Genomic DNA, 21,080 nt, shown 5'->3' on the forward strand with positions numbered 1-21,080 from the left:
CCTACGTAATTCAGAGGTTTTCACCCAAATGGCAGCAGTAATGGTCGGCCAGTTCCACGCCCGTGACGCCGAAGGCCGTATCTACCCCGTGCACGAGTTCCAGGAGTCCACCCTCCAGGCAGACGGCAGCGCACTGGGTGCCCCGATCACCACCTACCGCCTGGCGATCGGCGATCGCGTCAACCACTTGGGTGAAAACCGCTTCGAACTGGCACAGACCGGCGTCGAGATCATTCGCATTCCTTGATGCAGTCGACCGTGTATCGGCCGCTCTCATTCTGCAGGCCATGCACATCAGCGACGAACCCCGGGAAACCGCTGTTGAACGCCCGGGCAAACGCCAGGTAGTCGAGGATCGAGCGGGTTGCTTCGGTAAACCGCTCGCCTGGCATGATCAGCGCGATCCCCGGTGGGTACGGCACCAGCATCACTGCTGCCACACGACCCAGCAAGGCCTCTATCGGCACTGCCTCTACCTCTGCGCGCACCATCTGGTCATAAGCCCGCGCCGGGCTTACGGCCACCTCCGGCAACCGCGTGAACAACCGCTTGAGCTGCTTGGCCGTGGCATTGGCGCGGTAGCAGTCATGCAGCTGGTCGCACAGGTCGCGCAGGCCCAGCCCCTGGTAACGAGCGGCATCGACCGCAACGATGCTCGGCAGGCAGCTACTCAGCGCTGTGTTGCCGTCGTAATGGCGTTTGAACTCCAGCAGCTCGGTGAGCAACGTGCTCCACTTGCCCTTGGTGATTCCCATCGAGAACAGCACCAGGAAGCTGTACAGACCGGTCTTCTCCACCACCAGCCCGCGCTCCCAAAGAAACTTGCTGACCACCGCCGCCGGAATACCGTGCTCGCCCAATACGCCGTCCGCGCTCAGCCCGGGCATCACCAAGGTCACCTTCAGCGGGTCGAGCAGCACATAGTTGTCCGCCACGTCGCCAAAACCATGCCACTCGGCGCCCGGTTGCAGCAGCCAGTCCTGCGCCGACAGGCGCTGGATGCCCTCTGCCGCTGGCGGCTGCCAGATGCTGAACCACCAGTCTTCGGCGGCGATGTGCTCACGCAGATTGGCCAGCGCACGGCGGAAACTCAAGGCTTCGTCGAACATCTCCTGCAGCAGCGAGTGGCCGGCCGGACCCTCCATCATGGCCGAAGCCACATCCAGCGAGGCGAGCATGCTGTATTGCGGCGAGGTGGAGATATGCATCATGAACGCTTCGTTGAAGCGGTCGCGATCCAGCTGACGCTGGGCACCATCTTGCACGTGAATCATCGAGGCCTGGCTGAAGGCGGCCAGCAGCTTGTGAGTGGAATGGGTACTGAACACCAGCGGGCTGCCCTCGCCGCACACAGTACCCATGGCGTAGCGGCCCTCGAAGAATGTGTGAAACGCCGCATAGGCGAACCAGGCCTCGTCGAAATGCAGCACCTCGACGCTGGCGCCCAGTGCCAGCTTGATCAACCCGGCGTTGTAACACAGCCCGTCGTAGGTGGAGTTGGTCACCACCGCCAGCTTGATCCGCGGCTCACGCCCCTTGGCCAGGGGATTGGCCAGCACCTTGGCCTTGATCGACTCGGGGCTGAACTCGCTGAGCGGTATCGGGCCAATGATGCCCAGCTCGTTGCGTTCGGGGCACAGGTAGAGGGGGATGGCGCCGGTCATGATGATGGCGTGGACCACCGACTTGTGGCAGTTGCGGTCCACCAGCACGAGGTCATCGCGGCCGACCATCGCGTGCCAGACAATCTTGTTGGCGGTGGAAGTGCCATTGATGACGAAGAACGTGTGGTCGGCACCAAAGTTGCGCGCGGCACGCGCCTCGGCCTCGGCCAAGGGGCCAGTGTGGTCGAGCAGCGAGCCCAGCTCCGGCACCGACACGGACAAGTCCGAGCGCAGGGTATTTTCGCCGAAGAACTGGTGGAATGCCTGGCCTACCGGGCTCTTGCGGTAGGCCACACCGCCGCCGTGGCCGGGGGTGTGCCAGGAATAGTTGGATTGTGCGGTGTGCTGCACCAGGGCCTTGAAGAACGGCGGCAGCAGGCCATCAAGATAGTTGTGTGCGGCACGCGCCACCTGACGGGCGAGAAACGGCACAGTGTCTTCGAACAGGTAGAGAATGCCGCGCAGCTGATTGAGTTCGCTCATGGCCTCGGCCGGCGCGTTTTCCAGGGTGACCTGTTCACCCAGGGCGAAGATCGGCAAGTCAGGCGCACGCAACCGGGCCAGGCGTATCAGCTCGGCCATGTTCTGCAGCAAGTGGGTATTGTCGCCGACGCCCTCGGCGGCGATCAGCATGCAGGCCAGACCATGGTGGGTGGTGGCGACCAGCCGCGCTTCGGTGTGATCGGCAGCCTTGATGATGGCGAAACCGTCCTGGCTCAGTTCCTCGGCGATGCCGCGGATGCGCTCGCCGGCAACGCTGTCGGCTTTGACCGCACGGTGGACGATGAGGATCGGAAACTTGAGGTCCTTGTACATCCGGCAACTACCTCCGCAGGACTTGGTGTCCTATTGAGGGTAGTAGGCCTTGTGCTGTCTGTGCCGGCCTGTTAGCTCGCAGGTGCCTCGGTCAGCGTCTGCCACAGCGAAGGCCCGCCCGCCGACTTGGCCACCGCCGCCAGCCGTTCGGCGTGGGCTTCCAGTTCTGCGGCATTGGCCATGATCACCCGCCCCGGTGCCCGCCCGACGATGCGGCGAATCTCGCTGCCGCCAGCGCCCTGGCCATCACCGTCACTGTCAGCGCCATGCCCGGCCAGCGACAGGCTGGTCTGGCCGCCGGTCATCGCCAGATAGACATCGGCCAGCAATTCGGCGTCGAGCAATGCGCCGTGCAGTTCACGACCGGAGTTGTCGATGTCGTAGCGTTTGCACAACGCATCGAGGCTGTTGCGCTGCCCCGGGTGGCGGGCACGGGCCAACAGCAGGGTGTCGAGGACGGTGCAATGGTTGGCGATGTCGGCGCGGTCGCTCTGCCCCAGCAGCGCGAACTCGTTGTTGATGAAACCGACGTCGAACGCGGCGTTGTGGATGACCAGCGTGGCGCCCTGGATGAATTCGAAGAACTCTTCGGCCACATCGGCGAAGCGCGGTTTGCCCACCAGGAACGCATCGGTGATGCCGTGGACGTTGATCGCGCCCTCGTCACTTTCGCGGTCGGGCTGCAGGTAGACGTGGAAGTGACGCCCGGTCAGGCGCCGGCCAATGACCTCGACACAGCCGATCTCGATGATGCGGTGGCCTTCAGTGACCGGCATACCGGTGGTTTCGGTATCGAGAATGACCAGGCGGTTATCTTGCTGCTGCTCCACGCGGGGCGCTCCAACTTGCATCAGTTACAAAGGCGGCGATTGTACCGCAGCTCAACGCTTGGCGCGCACTTCCTCGACGCCACGGTTGGCCAGCTGGTCGGCGCGTTCGTTGCCGGGGTGGCCGATATGCCCGCGCACCCACTTCCAGGTGACCTTGTGGCGGTTGACCTGCTCGTCGAGCAGTTGCCACAGGTCGGCGTTCTTCACCGGTTCCTTGGCCGCCGTCTTCCAGCCGCGCTTCTTCCAGTTGGCCATCCACTCGTTGATGCCCTTCATCACATACTGCGAGTCGGTGGTCAGCACCACTTCGCACTCACGCTTGAGCGCCATCAGCCCCTGGATCGCGGCCATCAGTTCCATGCGGTTGTTGGTGGTTTCGCGTTCGCCGCCCCACAGTTCCTTTTCGACGCCCTTGAAGACCAGCAGGACGCCCCAGCCACCTGGGCCAGGGTTGCCCTTGCAGGCGCCATCGGTATACATCTCGACGCTATCGCTCATGTACCACTCATGTTCAGTGCTTTTCGGTATCCGGCCTGGCGGCGGTGCGGTTGACCTTGGCCAGTGGCAGCGGCAGCAGCTTGCCCATCGGTTCGCGGCGCACCTGGCGCAACGGCCTCAGGCCAACCACCATCTTGCGCGCCACCAGCAGGTAGACCCCGCCGCCGACACTCTGCCAGCCTCCCGCCATCCGTTCCCAGCCTGCCAGGCGTTGCTGCCAGGCCGGCGAAGTGAGCGGCGGACGATAGCACCCGAAGCGGCGTTTCTCCAGCGCGAAGCCCAGCAGGTTGAGCCAGTCGCCGACCCGTGACGGCGAGATGCAGCGGGCCTTGCGCAGGGCACCCTGGCTGAAGAAATGGCGCAGGCCCCAACCGCTCCAGGGGTTGATGCCGACAATGAGCAGGTGCCCACCGGGACGCACCGCACTGGCCGCCTCGCGCAGCAGGCCGTGGGGCGAAAGGCTGAAATCCAGCCCATGTTGCAGCACCACCACGTCGGCGGCGTGCTCGCCCAATGGCCAGGCCTGCTCCTCGCAGACGATCTCTACCCCCGGCAACGGCGCGCCAAGGCGCACGTTGCGCTGCACCTGCGGCGCGCTGGGCGGCGCCTCGGCACAAGGGCCATAGTGCACGAGGTAGCCACCGAAGAAGCGCCCGAGCTCTTCTTCCAGCAGTTTTTCCTCTTCCTTCAGCATCAGCTGGCCGAGTGGGCCGTTGAACCACTCACGGGCCAGGCTGATCAGTTCGACCCATTCCGGGTCGGCCTGAGCAAAGGCTTGGTCGGTCATTGCGCTCTCCCTCGAAGGTTCCCGCACCGCGCCATCGTGGCTAAGATGACCTCATGTGCCACCCATGGCGATACGGATCCGCACCATGATACAGATCGACGCTCTCCCCGCTTTCTCCGACAACTACATCTGGTTGTTACAGGATACTGCCAAACGCCGCTGCGCGGTGGTCGACCCGGGTGATGCCGGCCCGGTGGAAGCCTGGCTGGCTGCCAACCCCGGCTGGACGCTGGACACCATCATGGTGACCCACCACCACCACGACCATGTCGGGGGTGTCGAACGCCTCAAGCAACAGACCGGTGCCCGCGTCTGCGGCCCGGCCCACGAGCAGATCCCCGGCCGCGACCTGGCGCTGGACGAGGGCGACCAGGTCAGCGTCCTGGGCGTGGCCTTCCGGGTTCTGGCCGTGCCCGGCCACACCCTGGGGCATATCGCCTACTTCAGTGACCAGCCAGCGACACCCCTTCTGTTCTGTGGCGACACCTTGTTCGCCGCCGGTTGCGGGCGCATGTTCGAAGGCACTCCGGAGCAGATGCAGCCTGCCCTCGCCCGCCTGGCAGCGCTGCCGGAGCAGACCGAAGTCTACTGTGCCCATGAATACACCCTAAGCAACCTGCGCTTCGCCAAGGCGGTGGAACCTGCCAATCCCCACGTTCTGCAGCGTTTCGAAGACGTTACCCGGTTGCGCGCCGAAAATCGCATCAGCCTGCCTTCAACGATCGGCCTCGAGCGCCTGACCAACCCATTCCTGCGTACTGCTGAAACATTAGTTAAACAAAAAGCAGACGAATGGAAGGGACATTCAAACGACTCGCAGGTCACTGTTTTTGCTGCCTTGAGGTCTTGGAAGGACCGCTTCTGATAACCTCAAGATATATCGCAGAGGGTTCGCAACGGTTGACCCAGGCGGGAGCGGTTTCTAGAATCGCCGAAATTTTTCGCTCGGAAACCTGTGTCAGCCGATGTCTTCACGTAGCCGCAGAACCGCTCATTCAGTCGCCCTGACGCGCCTGGCCCAAATCAGTGCGCTGGCGCTGGCCGCCACACTGGTGGGTTGCCAGAGTACCCGTCAGCTCGATGAAGCCGACAGCGTTCGCGCGCACAACTACCAGGCCCGGATCAAGCACAAGCCCTCGCCGCTGGCGGTCAAGCCTGCCGAACCGCCGCAGGATGTGTGGGAGCGCATGCGTCAGGGTTTCGCCCTGCAGGACAACATCGACGTCAACCCGCGCATCGAGCAGCAACGCCTGTGGTTCGCCAGCAACCCGACGTTCCTCGAGAGCGCCGGCGAGCGTGGCAGCCTGTACCTGCACTACATCGTCGAACGCCTCGAAGAACGCGACATGCCGCTGGAGCTCGCACTGCTGCCGGCGATCGAGAGCGCCTACAACCCCATGGCCTACTCGCGCGCCAGTGCAGCGGGCATGTGGCAGTTCATGCCCGCCACCGGTCGTCATTTCAACCTGCGCCAGACCAACTTCTATGACGGCCGTCGCGACATCACCGCGTCGACCAACGCCGCGCTGGACTACCTGACCCGTCTGCACGACATGTTCAACGGTGACTGGCTGCTGGCACTGGCGGCCTACAACGCCGGCGAAGGCACTGTCAGCCGCGCCATCGAGCGCAACGAGAAGCTTGGCCTGCCCACCGATTACTGGAACCTGCCATTACCGCAGGAAACCCGTGACTACGTGCCCAAGCTGCTGGCACTGTCGCAAGTGGTCTCCACACCTGAAGCCTATGGCGTGAACCTTACGCCGATCGCCAACGAGCCCTACTTCGAAGCCGTGGCGATCAACGACCGCCTCGACCTGTCGCGGGTCGCCGCCTTCGCCAACATCGACGAAGACGAACTGATCCAGCTCAACCCGGCCTTCAAGAAACGCATGACCGTCGATGGCCCCAAGCAGCTGCTGGTTCCGACCGCCAAAGCGCAACTGCTCAGCGACAGCCTGTCCAACCTCAAGCCCGAGCAGCTGGTCAGCCTGCAACCGAACAAGGCCGTGTTCGCCGCCGCCGTGGCCGAAGCCAACGCACCTGCCGCGCGCAGCTACCGGGTCAAGCGTGGCGACAGCCTGAGCAGCATCGCCAAGGCCAATCGCGTTGCGGTCAAGGACATCCAGCGCTGGAACAAATTGCCGGGCAACCGTGTGAAAGCCGGCCAGGTCCTGGCCCTGCGCGGCGGCAGCGCCCCGAGCGCTGCGGGCAACCGCGTGGCAGCCTCGGGGCAGCGCTCCACCCAGTACAAGGTGCGCAAGGGTGATTCGCTGTATCTTGTAGCCAAACGTTTCAATGTCGAGATGCAGCACCTCAAGCGCTGGAACCCACGCAGCGGGCATGCACTCAAGCCAGGCCAGACGCTGACCGTCTACCTGTCCCATTAAGGCGAGGCTGGGGCTGCCGTGCAGCCCATTCGCGGGTAAACCCGCTCCCACAGGTGCAGCGCAGGATTCGAAGCCAGTGCAATATCTGGAGGAGCGGGTCTACTCGCGAATGGACCTGAAAAAAAGCCCACGGTAATTCCCCTACTCCTTCTCTTTTTCCATACCCGGCAAGCTGTTACTGTACCCCGACCAAAGCCCAACGCCTCTGGATCGGATGCCGACTTGATACGTCCCCTCCTGCTGTCACTCAGCCTGGCCTTGAGCTTCCCCGCCGTCGCGATGGTGAGCGAAAGCCACGGATACGCGCAGTTCGGCACGCTCAAGTACCCAGCCACATTCACCCACTTCGACTGGGTCAACCCGCAAGCGCCCAAGGGCGGCACCTTGCGGGCCATGGCATTCGGCACCTTCGATACGCTCAACCCCTATACCTTCAAGGGCACCAGCCCGGTCACCACGCCGAACTTCCTGCAATACGGCGTCAGCGAGCTGAACGAAACGCTGATGGTCGGCACCGGCCAGTACGACCCGTCCGGTGACGAGCCCACCTCCAGCTATGGCCTGATCGCCCGCTCGGTGGAGTACAGCGAGGACCGCAGCTGGGTGGTGTTCAACCTGCGCCCGGAAGCACGCTGGCATGACGGCGCGCCGATCACCGCAGCCGACGTGGCCTTCTCGTACCGCACCCTGCTCAAGCAAGGCCACCCGATCTACCGCACCAACCTGCAGGAAGTGCAGCGGGTCGATATCCTCGGCCCGCTGCGCATCCGCTTCGTCTTCAAGCGTGCCGGCAACCCGCTGTTGATTCTGCGCCTGGGTGAGATGCCGGTATTGCCCAGGCACTACTGGCAAAAGCGTGACTTCGAGGCCACGACCTTTGAGCCGCCGCTGGGCAGCGGGCCCTATCGCATCACCCAGGTCGAGCCTGGCCGCCGCCTGGTGTTCGAGCGGGTGAAGAACTACTGGGGCAAGGACTTGGCGGTAAACCGCGGCAAGTACAACTTCAACCACGTCGAATTCGAGTTCTACCGCGATGCCACCGTGGCCTTCGAAGCATTCAAGGCCGGTGAGTTCGACATCTATATCGAGCACCAGGCCAAGAACTGGGCCAACGGTTACAACTTCCCGGCTGTGCGCCGTGGCGAAGTGATCAAGGCGCAGATCCCGCACCGCATCCCCACCCAGACCCAAGGCCTGTTCATGAACAGCCGCCGGGCTGCCTTCAGCGACCCCAGGGTGCGCCAGGCTCTGGGCCTGATGCTCGACTTCGAGTGGACCAACCGTGCGCTGTTCGGCAGCGCCTACCGCCGCGCCACCAGCTACTACCCCAATAGCGAGTTCGCGGCCAGCGGCGTACCCACCGGTAAGGAATGGCTGCTGCTGGCGCCGTTCCGCGACCAGTTGCCCGACAAGCTGTTCACCCAGCCCTTTCAGGTCAGCCACACCGATGGGCGCGGCATCGGTCGCCAGACATTGCGCCAGGCCTTGGGCCTGCTGAACCAGGCCGGCTGGAAGCTCGACGGCCAGCGCCTGGTCAACGCCAAGGGCCAGCCATTGCGCATGGAATTGCTGCTGGTGAACCCGAGCCTCGAACGCATCCTGCAACCCTATGTCGAAAACCTGGCCAGCATCGGCATCGAGGCGCGCTTGCGCACCGTGGACCGTGCCCAGTACAAACAACGCCTGGACCAGTTCGACTTCGACATGATCCTGATGACCCTGAACCAGACCTTGAGCCCGGGCCTTGAACAGTGGCTGTACTTCCATTCCAGCCAGGCCTCGACCAAGGGCAGCAAGAACTATGCGGGGGTCAAGGACCCGGTGGTCGACCACCTGCTCGACACCCTGCTGGCAGCGCGCACCCGGGATGACCAGGTCGCCGCCGCCCGCGCCTTGGACCGCGTGCTGTCATGGCAGTACTACATGATTCCCAACTGGTACCTCGACAATCACCGCCTGGCCTACCGTAACCGGTTCGCCTTCGTCACCACGCCGCCCTATACCCTCGGGCTGAATACCTGGTGGCTAAAGTCTTCGGAGAAAGCCCAATGAAGCCGACGCATCGCCTGGCCTGCAGCCTGCTGTTCGCCTGCCTGAGCCTGCCCGCGCTGGCGGCGCCGCAACACGCGCTGACCCTCTACGACGAGCCGCCGAAATACCCGGCCGACTTCAAGCACTTCGACTACGTCAACCCCGACGCGCCCAAAGGCGGCACCTTCCGCCAGTCCAGCTTCGGTGGCTTCGACAGCCTCAACCCGTTCATCAACAAAGGCGTGTCAGCCGAAAACATCAGCATCATCTACGACACCCTGATGCGTCAGAGCCAGGACGAGCCGTTCACCGAGTACGGCCTGGTCGCCGGCAAGATCGAGAAAGCCCCGGACAATAGCTGGGTGCGTTTCTACCTGCGCCCCGAAGCGCGCTTCCACGATGGCCACCCGATGCGCGCCGAGGATGTGGTGTTCACCTTCAATGCCCTGATCAAGGATGGCGCCCCTCTCTACCGCCAATACTACGGCGACGTCGCCGAAGTGGTTGCCGAAGACCCGCTGCGGGTGCTGTTCAGGTTCAAGCACAACAACAACCGCGAGCTGCCGTTGATCCTCGGCCAGCTGCCAGTGCTGCCCAAGCACTGGTACGAAAACCGCGAATTCAACCGCGGCAACCTGGAAATCCCGCTGGGCAGCGGGCCGTACAAGGTTGCCGAGGTCAAGGCCGGGCGCAGCATCCGTTACGAGCGGGTAAAGGACTACTGGGCCAAGGACCTGCCGATCAACCGCGGTTTCTATAACTTCGACGCCATGACTTTCGACGCCTACCGCGACACCGCCGTCGCCCTGGAAGCTTTGAAAGCCGGTGCCTTCGACTATGCCCTGGAAGTCAGCGCAAAAAACTGGGCCAGCGCCTACAACGTGCCGGCCGTTCGTGAAGGCCGCCTGATCAAGGAAGAGCTGCCCAACGGTAACCCCACCGGGATGCAGGGCTTCGTCTTCAACATCCGTCGCCCGCTGTTCCAGGACGTGCGCGTGCGCGAGGCGCTGAGCCAGTTGCTGGACTACGAATGGACCAACAAGCAGTTGTTCAACGGCGCCTACACCCGCACCGGCAGCTTCTTCGAGAACTCGGAAATGGCTGCCCGCGGCCTGCCCAGCGCCAATGAGCTGAAGATCCTCGAGCCGCTGCGCGGCAAGGTTCCTGATCAGGTCTTCAGCGAGGCCTTCCACAACCCGGTCAGCGATGGCAGCGGCATGATCCGCGAGCAACAGCGCAAGGCCTACAAGCTGTTGCAGGAAGCCGGCTGGAAGATCGTCGACGACAAGATGGTCGACGCCCAGGGCAAGCCGGTGGTGATCGAGTTCCTGCTCGCGCAGACCGAGTTCGAGCGCATCCTGCTGCCATTCAAGCGTAACCTTGCCGACCTGGGCATCGACCTCAACATTCGCCGCGTCGATGTCTCGCAGTACATCACCCGCCTGCGCTCGCGTGACTACGACATGATCGTCAGCGGCTTCGCGCAGTCCAACTCGCCGGGCAACGAGCAGCGCGAATACTGGAGCAGCAGCGCCGCCGACAACCCGGGCAGCCGCAACTTCATCGGGCTGCGCGACCCGGCCATCGACCAACTGGTGGAACAGCTGATCAACGCCGATTCGCGCCAGAGCCTGATCGACCATTGCCGGGCGCTGGACCGCGTGTTGCTGTGGGGTTACTACGTGATCCCCAACTGGCACATCAAGACCTGGCGCGTGGCCTACTGGAACCACATCGGCCATCCCAAGGTTTCGCCCAAGTACGACGTCGGCATCGACACCTGGTGGATCAAGCCCAACGTCACCCCTGCCGTGGGCGAAACCCCTGCAGACGAGGCCAACTGACATGCTGGCCTATATCCTGCGTCGCCTGCTGCTGATCATTCCGACCCTGTTCGGCATCCTCATCATCAACTTCATCATCGTCCAGGCTGCCCCCGGCGGCCCGGTGGAACAGATGATCGCCAAGCTCGAAGGCTTCGAGGGCGCCACCAGCCGCATTGCCGGCGGCGGCGCCGAGGTCTCGGTGGCCGGTTCCAACTACCGCGGCGCCCAGGGCCTGGACCCGGCGCTGATCGCTGAAATCGAGCACATGTATGGCTTCGACAAATCGGCGCCAGAACGCTTGTGGATCATGATCAAGAACTACGCCACGCTGGACTTCGGTGACAGCTTCTTCCGCGACGCCAAGGTCATCGACCTGATCGCCGAGAAGATGCCGGTGTCGATCTCGCTGGGGCTGTGGAGCACGCTGATCATGTACCTGGTGTCGATTCCGCTGGGCATCGCCAAGGCGGTACGCCACGGCAGCCACTTCGACGTCTGGACCAGCTCGGCGATCATCGTCGGCTACGCCATCCCTGCGTTCCTGTTCGCCATCCTGCTGATCGTGCTGTTCGCCGGCGGCAGCTATTTCGACTGGTTCCCGCTGCGCGGCCTGACCTCCAACAATTTCGACGAGCTGTCCACCACCGGCAAGGTGCTCGACTACTTCTGGCACCTGGTGTTGCCGATCACCGCCCTGGTGATTGGCAACTTCGCCACCATGACCTTGCTGACCAAGAACAGCTTCCTCGACGAGATCAACAAGCAGTACGTGGTCACCGCCAAGGCCAAGGGCCTGAGCCGGCCACGCGTGCTGTACGGGCATGTGTTCCGCAACGCCATGCTGCTGGTGATCGCCGGCTTCCCATCGGCATTCATTGGCATCTTCTTCACTGGCTCTCTGCTGATCGAGGTGATCTTCAGCCTCGATGGCCTGGGCCTGATGAGTTTCGAAGCGGCGATCAACCGCGACTACCCGGTGGTCTTCGGCACCCTGTTCATCTTCACCCTGCTCGGGTTGGTGGTGAAACTGATCGGCGACCTGACCTATACCCTGGTCGATCCACGCATCGACTTTGCCAGCCGGGAGCACTGACATGGCCCTGTCCCCCCTCAACCGCCGGCGCTTCGAGCGCTTCAAGGCCAACCGCCGAGGCTGGTGGTCGCTGTGGCTTTTCCTGATCCTGTTCGGCCTGAGCCTGGGTGCCGAGCTGATCGCCAACGACAAACCGATTGCCGTGCGCTATGAAGGCTCGTGGTACTTCCCGGCGTTCAAGCGCTACCCGGAAACCACCTTTGGCGGTGAATTCCCGCTGGAGGCCAACTACAAGAGCCCGTACATCCGCGACCTGCTGCAGAAGAAGGACAGCCTGGTGGTCTGGGCGCCGATCCCGTTCAGTTACCAGAGCATCAACTACGACCTGCGCGTACCGGCCCCGGCGCCACCCTCGGCCGACAACTGGCTGGGCACCGACGACCAGGGCCGCGACGTGCTGGCGCGGGTGATCTACGGCTTCCGCGTGTCGGTGCTGTTCGCCATCACGCTGACGGTGTTGAGTTCCATCGTCGGCGTCATTGCCGGTGCCCTGCAGGGCTTCTACGGCGGCTGGGTCGACCTGGCCGGGCAGCGCTTCCTGGAAATCTGGTCCGGCCTGCCAGTGCTGTACCTGTTGATCATCCTCGCCAGCTTCGTGCAGCCCAACTTCTGGTGGTTGCTGGGCATCATGCTGTTGTTCTCGTGGATGAGCCTGGTGGACGTGGTACGTGCCGAGTTCCTGCGTGGGCGCAACCTGGAATACGTGCGCGCGGCCCGCGCCCTGGGGATGCGCAACGGCGCGATCATGTATCGGCACATCCTGCCCAACGCGATGATCTCGACCATGACCTTCATGCCGTTCATCCTCACTGGTGCCATCGGCACCCTGACCGCGCTGGACTTCCTCGGCTTCGGCCTGCCCCCTGGCGCGCCGTCGCTGGGTGAATTGGTAGCGCAAGGCAAGTCCAACCTGCAAGCCCCGTGGCTTGGCATCAGCGCCTTTGCCGTGCTGGCGATCATGCTCAGCCTGCTGGTGTTCATCGGCGAATCCGCCCGCGATGCCTTCGACCCGAGGAAGTGATATGAGTGAACAGAACCTGATCGAAGTGCGTGACCTGGCCGTGGAGTTCGTCACCGGCGAACACGTCAACCGAGTGGTTGACGGCATCAGCTTCGACATCCGCAAGGGCGAGACCTTGGCCTTGGTCGGCGAAAGCGGCTCGGGCAAATCCGTCACCGCACACTCGATTCTGCGGCTGCTGCCCTACCCACTGGCGCGCCACCCCAGTGGCAGCATCCGCTATGAGGGCAAAGATCTGCTGCAGCAGAACGAAAAGGCCCTGCAGCGCATTCGCGGCAACCGCATCGCGATGATCTTCCAGGAGCCGATGACCTCGCTGAACCCGTTGCACTGCATCGAGAAACAGATCAATGAAATCCTCCTGCTGCACAAGGGCCTGACTGGCAAGCAAGCCACTGCGCGAACCCTGGAGCTGCTGGAAATGGTCGGCATCCCCGAACCGCGCAAGCGCCTGAAGGCCCTGCCCCATGAGCTGTCCGGCGGCCAGCGCCAGCGGGTAATGATCGCCATGGCCCTGGCCAACGAGCCCGAGCTGTTGATCGCCGATGAGCCGACCACGGCGCTGGATGTGACCGTGCAGTTGAAGATCCTCGACCTGCTGAAAAAGCTGCAGGCGAAGTTAGGCATGGCCCTGCTGCTGATCAGTCACGACCTCAACCTGGTGCGCCGCATCGCCCACCGTGTGTGCGTGATGCAGCGCGGGCAGATCGTCGAACAGGCCGAGTGCACCACGCTGTTCAGCGCACCGCAGCATCACTACACGCAGATGCTGATCAACGCCGAGCCCAGCGGGTTGCCGGCGCATAACCCGGTAGGGGCGCCGCTGCTGGAGGTGAATGACCTGAAGGTGTGGTTCCCGATCAAGAAGGGGTTGCTGCGCAAGACGGTGGACCATGTGAAGGCGGTGGACGGCATCAACTTCAGCCTGCCCCAGGGGCAGACGCTGGGCATAGTCGGCGAGTCCGGGTCGGGCAAATCGACACTGGGCCTGGCGATTCTGCGGTTGATCTCCAGCCAGGGTGGGATCCGCTTTCATGGGCAACAGCTCGAAGGGATGAACCAGAAGCAAGTGCGGCCGCTGCGGCGGGAAATGCAGGTGGTGTTTCAGGACCCCTTCGGCAGCCTGAGCCCGCGCATGTGCGTGGCGGATATCGTTGGCGAGGGCTTGCGGATACACAAGATCGGCACGCCGGCGGAACAGGAGGCAGCGATCATTGCGGCGCTGGAGGAAGTGGGGCTGGACCCGCGCACCCGCCATCGCTACCCGCATGAGTTTTCCGGTGGCCAGCGCCAGCGCATCGCCATTGCCCGGGCGTTGGTGCTGAAGCCGGCACTGATTCTGCTGGATGAACCGACCTCGGCGCTCGACCGCACGGTGCAGCGGCAGGTGGTGGATTTGCTGCGCAATCTGCAGGCCAAGTACAACCTGACGTACCTGTTCATCAGCCATGACCTGGCGGTGGTGAAAGCACTGAGTCACCAGTTGATGGTGATCAAGCATGGGCATGTGGTGGAACAAGGGGAAGCGCGGGAGATCTTCCACGCACCGCAACATGTTTATACGAAACAATTGTTGGAGGCAGCGTTTTTAGGGGATGTCTGAAGGCGTAGATCCGGAATGGCATCGCTGCGGACGGGCCTCTTTGCGGGCATGCCCGCTCCCGCAGGGATAACCATTAGCCTGAAGGCTTGCGCAGTACCTGTGGGAGCGGGTTAACCCGCGAACACCGGCAAAGCCGGTGCCATCCACCGCGTCGCCTTCTTCGCGGGCTTGCCCGCTCCCACACGGAACCGCGTAGGCCCGGATTATCAGAAATCGATGGTGCCAGAGAACTTGACCAGACGCGGATCACCCTGGGTCAGGTAGCCACCGTTGGCCGAAGCCCAGTAGTTCTTGTCGGTCAGGTTCTCGACGTTGACCCGCAGGGTCAGGTCCTTCTCCGCCACTTTCAGCTTGTAGCGTGCGCCGGCATCGAAGCGGTTCCAGGTCGGCAGGCTGACGTTGTTCGCCGCATCGACGAACTGGCCACCGGTGCGCAGCATCCGCGCATTGAGCGCCAACCCCGGCACGCCCGGCACATCCCAGTCGACGCTGGCATTGAGCTGGAAGGTCGGCACGCCGATGGCGTGGTTGCCATCGTTGGTGCCATTGGCGGTGTTCTTCTGCTCCGAAGTCATACGCGTGCCACCGGCCATCAGGCGCAGGCCTTCGACGGGCTCGCCGAACAGGCTCAGTTCCAGGCCCTTGTTCACCTGTTCGCCATCGCGGATGAAGACGTCGTTCAAGGTGTAGCCGTCTGACGGTTTCTCGATACGGAACACGGCCAGGTTCGCGCCATAGGTCAGGCGGTCGAACTTGATGCCGGCCTCGAGCTGCTTGGTGCGGCCAGGCGGGAACATCTCGTTGGCGTTCGATACATTGCTCGGCGCTGTCGCGCCCTGGGCCAGGCCTTCGATGCGGTTGGCGTACAACGAGATACTGTCAGTGGCTTTGAACACGATGCCGTACACCGGTGTGGTGATCGACTTGTCGTAAGGGTCGCCGTTACGGCTGCCATCCGCGCTCGGGAGCCTGGAGGTGCCGTCATAGAAGTAGTTTTCCACGCGCAATTGCTGGCGACGCAAGCCGTAGGTCAGCAGCAGGCGGTCGTCGAACAGGCCGACCGTGTCGGAAATCGCAATGCTGCGCGCACGCGTCTTGCCGGTCACACCCGGGTCGCCCATGTCACCGCCCCAGCTGGTGACGTTGCCAGGTTTTGGCCGCTGCACCGTGTCGTAGATGTTGGTGCTGATCGGCAAGTAGAAGGTGTAGGCGTTTGCGGCCTGGGTCCACATCGTGTTGGCGCCCACGGCGATCTGGTGGCTGATCGGGCCGGTCTGCACGCGACCATTCAGGCCAGTACTGAAGCTGGTGTTGTCCTCAACATGAACGATATCGGAGGGGGTCATGGTGGCCGCGCCACTGTTGCCGACCAGCACCGGGGTGCCATAGGTGCCGTGCTCGCGGCTGTGGCGGGCACCGCCGGCAAGGTAGGCGGTCCAGCTGTCGTTCAGGTCCCATTCGCCACGGGCCATGCCGAAGGTGTCCTCCGATTCGCTGTAGCTCCAGCTCTGCCCGTAGTTGTGGTCGGCATCTGGCGCGGTCGGGGCCTTGGTCGTGGTACCGCCCAGGCGCACCGAGTTGCGCAAGTGGTTGATGCGCTGCTTCTGGTATCCGATGTCGGTCGATACGCGGAAGTTGTCACCGCGGTAGTCCAGGCCTGCGGTGAACAGTTTGGTGCGCTGGTCCTGGTCGTCGATGGCGGTTTCACCTTCGCGCTGGCTGAGGTTCAGCCGGGCGCCGAAGCGGTTGTCTTCACCAAAACGCTGGCCAATATCCAGGTGCTCGCCGATACGGCCATCAGCACTGATGTCCTGGGTGTAGCGACGGGTCGGCTCATCGCCCGCACGCTTGGGCTGCAGGTTGACGTTGCCGCCAAGGCCGGTGCCGGTCGGGCTCACGCCGTTGAGAAAGGCATTGGGCCCCTTGAACACTTCGACCCGCTCGACACCGTCAGTTGACATGATCTGACGCGGCAGGATGCCGTACAGGCCGTTGAAGGAAATGTCGTCCCCCGCCAGCGGCAGGCCGCGGATGATGAAGACCTTGGACTGGTTGCCGAAGCCGAACGACTCGCGCACCGAAGGGTCGTTGGCCAATACGTCGCCGATGTCCTCAGCCTGCTGGTCTTCGATCAGCTTGGAGGTATAGCTGGTCATGGTGAACGGCACATCCATGTAGTCCTGGTTGCCCAACACACCCATCTGGCCACCGCGGGCGACCTGGCCGCCAGCGAACGCCTCGGGCAACGCGCCGGGTTGGGCTTTCAAGGCATCGGCATTGACGTCCGTCGCTTCCAGCTGGATCGGCTCGGCAGCTTGCGCCATCAGGGTTAAGGAACAGCAAATCGCCAACAATGTTGGGCGTGACGGAAAACGGGACGACATGGTGTAAGTCCTGATGGCATTGGATTGAGAAGACAAGAGCAAATGGTAATGCTTCCCAAATTCAAACATCAACCCTAGCTACAAGGCAAAGCGCCATCATCTATCAAAAATTCTGATCACGATCATCTTTCATCATCAGCCATATCGGGAATAGATTCGCTTTCGTCAACCCCGGCAACAACGGTAGAGCTCATGTCCAGCCCACAAAAAAAACCCGCCTCCCCTGCCCTCGACACGCTGATCCAGCGCTCCGCCCTGCCCAGCCCTGCGCTTAGCGAAGCTCAGGCGCATGCGCTGCTGCGGACGCATTACGGCCTGGATGGCGACTTGACGGCGCTGGGCAGCCAGCAGGACCTGAACTTGCGCGTGGACGCCGCGCAAGGCCGCTTCGTGCTCAAGGCCTGTCACGGCAGCTACGCCGAGGTCGAACTGCAGGCGCAGCACGCCGCCCTCGCCTACCTGCGCGAGCAGAGCGTGCCGGTGCCCGCCGTGCAAGCGGCACAAAATGGTGACACCTTGCTGGCAGTGGCCATCGACGGGCAACCCCTGCGGGTACGCTTGCTCGACTACATTGACGGCCAGCCAGTGACGCGCCTCAAGCACATGCCGGCGCGTCTGATAGCTGAACTGGGCAGGCTGTGCGCACGGCTCGACAAGGCCTTGATCGACTTCGACCATCCAGGCCTGGTGCGTACCCTGCAATGGGACCCGCAGCATGCCCAGGCGCTGATCACGCACCTGCTGCCGGTACTGCACGACCCCACGCAACGCGCCCGCATCGAACAGGCCACGCGCCTGGCCAGCGAGCGCCTCGCGCCCTTGGCAGAGCGGCTGCCAACCCAGGCCGTGCACCTGGACATCACCGACGACAACACCGTGTGGGCCCGCGACGACCAGCGCCAATGGCAACTGCAAGGTGTCATCGACTTCGGCGACCTGTCGCGCACTTGGCGCATCGCCGACCTCTCGGTGACCTGCGCTGCACTGCTGCACCATGCCGAAGGCGACCCGCTGCGCATCCTGCCGGCAGTCAGCGCCTACCAGGCCCTCAACCCGCTGACCGAAGCAGAACTGCGTGCCCTGTGGCCGCTGGTGCTGAACCGTGCGGCGGTGCTGGTGCTGAGTAGCGCGCAGCAACTGGCCGTGGACCCGGACAATCACTACACCCGTGACAACGTCGCCCATGAATGGGAAATCTTCGATACCGCTACGGCCGTGCCATTCGCCTTGATGGAGGCGGCCATTCTCCAGGCGGCCGGCCTGCCAGTCGACGCAGCCGCGCTGACAGGCTGTGCGCCACTGCTACCGGAGTTGGCCGGGCTGGCGGTCAAGCGCGTCGACCTGGGTGTGCTCAGCGCGCATTGCGAAGCCGGCAACTGGGAACAGCCGGGCTTCGACCAGCACCTGCTGAGCGCACAACCGGCGCCAGCCTGCAGCCTGCATGGCCAGTACCGGCTGTCACAGACCCATATCGATCGCCCCGAAGAACCGGCAACCTGCGCGCTGGGCGTAGAGCTGCATGTGCCCAATGGCAGTGCGGTCCAGGCGCCCGACGCGGGCATCTGGCACGGCGACGGCGACGGTCGCGGCTGCCTGCGCACGCCCCACTGGGCCTTGTGGTTGCAAGGCCTGGAAGATGCCCCGGCCGATGGCCAGGCGTTGGCAAAAGGGCAATCCCTGGGCAGCAGCTGCGGCTACCTCAGTGTCCAGCTGTGCCTGGACACCCGCACCCAGCCGCCATTCTTCGCCACACCGTCCCAGGCTGCCGCCTGGCTGGCCCTGTGCCCGTCGCCTGCCGCGCTGCTGGGCTTTGACTGCGATGCCGAACCGTTGCCCGACCCGCAGGCCCTGCTGGCCCGTCGCGACGCCAGCTTCGCCCGCTCGCAGAAGCACTACTACACACAGCCGCCGCAGATCGAACGCGGCTGGCGCAACTACCTGATCGACCTGCAGGGCCGGTCATACCTGGACATGCTCAACAACGTCGCCGTGCTGGGCCACGGCCACCCGCGCATGGTCGCCGAATCGGCGCGCCAGTGGTCACTGCTCAACACCAACTCACGCTTCCATTATGCCGCCATCACCGAGTTCTCCGAGCGCCTGCTCGCCCTCGCGCCCGAAGGCTTCGACCGGGTGTTCATGGTCAACAGCGGCACCGAGGCCAACGACCTGGCGATCCGCCTGGCCTGGGCCTACAGCGGTGGCCGTGACCTGCTCAGCGTGCTGGAGGCCTACCACGGCTGGTCGGTGGCCACCGATGCCATTTCCACCTCCATCGCCGACAACCCGCAGGCCCTGGAAACCCGCCCGGACTGGGTGCACCCGGTGGAGGCACCGAACACCTTCCGCGGCCGCTTCCGCGGTGCCGACACGGCCGCCGATTACCTGCGCGACGTCGACACCAAGCTGGCCGACCTCGATGCCCGCGGGCGCCAGCTGGCCGGCATCATCTGCGAGCCGGTGTACGGCAACGCCGGGGGGATTTCGCTGCCGGCCGGTTACCTGCGCGAGGCGTATGCCAAGGTCCGTGCCCGCGGCGGCGTGTGCATCGCCGACGAGGTGCAGGTCGGTTACGGGCGCCTGGGCGAGTACTTCTGGGGCTTCGAGGAACAGGGCGTGGTGCCTGACATCATCACCATGGCCAAGGGCATGGGCAACGGCCAGCCGCTGGGGGTAGTGATCACCCGCCGCGAGATCGCCGAGGCCCTGGAGGCCGAGGGTTACTTCTTCTCCTCGGCCGGTGGCAGCCCGGTCAGCTGCCGCATCGGCATGGCGGTGCTGGACGTGATGCAGGAGGAAGGCCTGTGGGACAACGCTCGCGACACCGGGCGCTATTTCAAGGCGCGCCTGCAGGCACTGGTCGACAAACACCCGCTGGCTGGCGCGGCACATGGCTCGGGCTTCTACCTGGGGCTGGAGCTGGTGCGCGACCGCGCGACCCTGGAGCCGGCCACCGAGGAAACCATGCTGCTGTGCGACCGCTTGCGTGAGCTGGGGATCTTCATGCAGCCGACTGGCGACTACCTGAACATCCTCAAGATCAAGCCGCCGATGTGCACCACCCGGGCCAGCGTCGACTACTTCGTCGACAGCATTGACCGGGTGCTTGGCGAAGGCTTGTAAGGGCTATCAACCGGGCCGGCGAGTGTTCATACTTTCCGGCCTCTTCCTCAGGTTTGCGGACATGGCCTTCAGCAGCGACTCCCTGGCAATTTTCCTCGCAGTGCTGGAAGCGGGTTCGTTCTCTGCCGCCGCGCGCAAACTGGGGCGGGTGCCGTCGGCCGTGAGCATGGCCATCGCGCAACTGGAGGCAGAGCTGGACTTGGCCCTGTTCGACCGCGCTACACGTAAAGCCCTGCCTACCAGTGCTGCCTTGGCGCTGGAGCCGCAAGCCAGGCAGGTCATCTGCCAGCTCAACCTGCTCGACGCCCAGGCCCTGCAGTTGCACCAAGGGCTGGAAAAGCGCCTGAGCATCGCCATGGCCCCGGAGCTGCAGACCGGCCGCTGGAGCCAGCCGCTGGAAACCCTGGCGAAGGAATTTCCCAGCCTGGAGATCGAAGTACGCTCGGCGACCCAGACCGAAGCGGTGCGCTTGCTGCATGAAGGCAGCGTGCAACTGGCGCTGGTGTTCGAACGCCCGGGGATCGATGAGCGCGAGTCCTTTCTCGAAGCGGGCAGCCAGTTGCTGGTGGCTGTCGCTTCACCGCGTCATCCGGCTGGCAGCAACAGTGGCACGCCGCTGCCTGAAGAAGCGTTTGCCGAACAGCGGCAGATCATCGTGGCTTCGGGCAAGGCCACCGGCTCGGACCCGCGCATGGTGCTGTCGCGGCGGATATGGTTGACCGACAGCTACCTGGCAACGCTCGATCTGGTGCAGTCCGGCCTGGGTTGGGCGTATTTGCCGCAGCCGCTGGTGGAACCGTTGATTGCTTCGGGGGCACTCGCCGAGGTGCGGTTTGACAACATGGCCAGCCGCTTGCGGCTGTGGGTGGACATCATCTGGCTGAAGCCGCGGCCGTTGGGCCTGGGTGCAAGGCGCTATCTGGAAGTCATGCGCCAGCTGTTCGAAAAGGAACCCCCCAGGGCCTGAAACACACGATCCTTGTGGGAACGGGCGTGCCCGCGAAGCAAGCACCG

General features: G+C 63.8%; 15 protein-coding genes. 10 read left to right on the forward strand and 5 right to left on the reverse strand.

All coding sequences use genetic code 11. The annotated features are described in order from the left end of the window. Positions 1-28: 28 nt before the first annotated feature. Positions 29-247, forward strand: a complete 219-nt coding sequence (locus APH33_RS04585; RefSeq protein WP_027919089.1) for a hypothetical protein — start codon at positions 29-31, stop codon at positions 245-247. On the opposite strand, the gene APH33_RS04590 is transcribed toward APH33_RS04585, so the two are convergent. The 4 genes from APH33_RS04590 to APH33_RS04605 all read right to left on the reverse strand — a co-directional run bounded on the left by APH33_RS04590 (position 231) and on the right by APH33_RS04605 (position 4,595). Then, positions 231-2,480, reverse strand: coding sequence for an Orn/Lys/Arg decarboxylase N-terminal domain-containing protein (locus APH33_RS04590; RefSeq protein ID WP_054884016.1), 2,250 nt, complete (start codon positions 2,478-2,480; stop codon positions 231-233). The two genes, APH33_RS04585 and APH33_RS04590, sit on opposite strands and share 17 nt — an antisense overlap. A 71-nt stretch (positions 2,481-2,551) precedes the next feature. Continuing rightward, complete coding sequence (dnaQ, locus tag APH33_RS04595; RefSeq protein ID WP_054884017.1) at positions 2,552-3,310, reverse strand: DNA polymerase III subunit epsilon; 759 nt, start codon at positions 3,308-3,310, stop codon at positions 2,552-2,554. 51 nt (positions 3,311-3,361) lie between these two features. Further along, positions 3,362-3,808, reverse strand: coding sequence for a ribonuclease HI (gene rnhA, locus APH33_RS04600; RefSeq protein WP_054884018.1), 447 nt, complete (start codon positions 3,806-3,808; stop codon positions 3,362-3,364). Between the two features lie 13 nt (positions 3,809-3,821). Beyond that, entirely contained in the window at positions 3,822-4,595 is a 774-nt protein-coding gene (locus APH33_RS04605; protein WP_054884019.1) for a class I SAM-dependent methyltransferase, read from the reverse strand. An 85-nt stretch (positions 4,596-4,680) separates the two neighbouring features. Between APH33_RS04605 and gloB the strand changes: the two genes are divergently transcribed. From gloB to APH33_RS04640, 7 genes are all read left to right on the forward strand, one after another. Next, the gene (gloB, locus tag APH33_RS04610; RefSeq protein WP_054884020.1) at positions 4,681-5,460 is read left to right on the forward strand and encodes a hydroxyacylglutathione hydrolase; all 780 of its coding nucleotides are present in this window, start codon (positions 4,681-4,683) and stop codon (positions 5,458-5,460) included. A gap of 100 nt (positions 5,461-5,560) precedes the next feature. Continuing rightward, the gene (locus APH33_RS04615; protein WP_054884021.1) at positions 5,561-6,985 is read left to right on the forward strand and encodes a lytic transglycosylase domain-containing protein; all 1,425 of its coding nucleotides are present in this window, start codon (positions 5,561-5,563) and stop codon (positions 6,983-6,985) included. 279 nt (positions 6,986-7,264) lie between these two features. Beyond that, positions 7,265-9,037 carry an extracellular solute-binding protein gene (locus APH33_RS04620; RefSeq protein ID WP_054884022.1) on the forward strand — a complete coding sequence of 591 codons (1,773 nt, stop codon included), beginning with the start codon at positions 7,265-7,267 and terminating at the stop codon, positions 9,035-9,037. After that, positions 9,034-10,860 carry an extracellular solute-binding protein gene (locus APH33_RS04625; RefSeq protein ID WP_054884023.1) on the forward strand — a complete coding sequence of 609 codons (1,827 nt, stop codon included), beginning with the start codon at positions 9,034-9,036 and terminating at the stop codon, positions 10,858-10,860. Before APH33_RS04620 ends, APH33_RS04625 begins: the two co-directional genes overlap by 4 nt. A gap of 1 nt (position 10,861) precedes the next feature. Further along, positions 10,862-11,935, forward strand: a complete 1,074-nt coding sequence (locus tag APH33_RS04630) for a microcin C ABC transporter permease YejB (protein WP_027919080.1) — start codon at positions 10,862-10,864, stop codon at positions 11,933-11,935. Between the two features lies 1 nt (position 11,936). Further along, positions 11,937-12,956, forward strand: coding sequence for an ABC transporter permease (locus APH33_RS04635; protein ID WP_054884024.1), 1,020 nt, complete (start codon positions 11,937-11,939; stop codon positions 12,954-12,956). 1 nt (position 12,957) lies between these two features. Then, positions 12,958-14,559, forward strand: coding sequence for an ABC transporter ATP-binding protein (locus APH33_RS04640; protein WP_054884025.1), 1,602 nt, complete (start codon positions 12,958-12,960; stop codon positions 14,557-14,559). A 206-nt stretch (positions 14,560-14,765) separates the two neighbouring features. On the opposite strand, the gene APH33_RS04645 is transcribed toward APH33_RS04640, so the two are convergent. Beyond that, complete coding sequence (locus APH33_RS04645; protein WP_054884026.1) at positions 14,766-16,943, reverse strand: TonB-dependent siderophore receptor; 2,178 nt, start codon at positions 16,941-16,943, stop codon at positions 14,766-14,768. A 192-nt stretch (positions 16,944-17,135) separates the two neighbouring features. On the opposite strand from APH33_RS04645, the gene APH33_RS04650 reads away from it, so the two are divergent. After that, on the forward strand, positions 17,136-20,066 hold the full coding sequence (locus APH33_RS04650) for an aminotransferase (protein WP_054884027.1): 2,931 nt from the start codon (positions 17,136-17,138) through the stop codon (positions 20,064-20,066). Between the two features lie 61 nt (positions 20,067-20,127). Beyond that, the gene (locus APH33_RS04655) at positions 20,128-21,033 is read left to right on the forward strand and encodes a LysR family transcriptional regulator (protein ID WP_054884028.1); all 906 of its coding nucleotides are present in this window, start codon (positions 20,128-20,130) and stop codon (positions 21,031-21,033) included. Positions 21,034-21,080: the final 47 nt, after the last annotated feature.

Source organism: Pseudomonas sp. NBRC 111130 (assembly GCF_001320485.1).
Classification (GTDB): domain Bacteria; phylum Pseudomonadota; class Gammaproteobacteria; order Pseudomonadales; family Pseudomonadaceae; genus Aquipseudomonas; species Aquipseudomonas vlassakiae.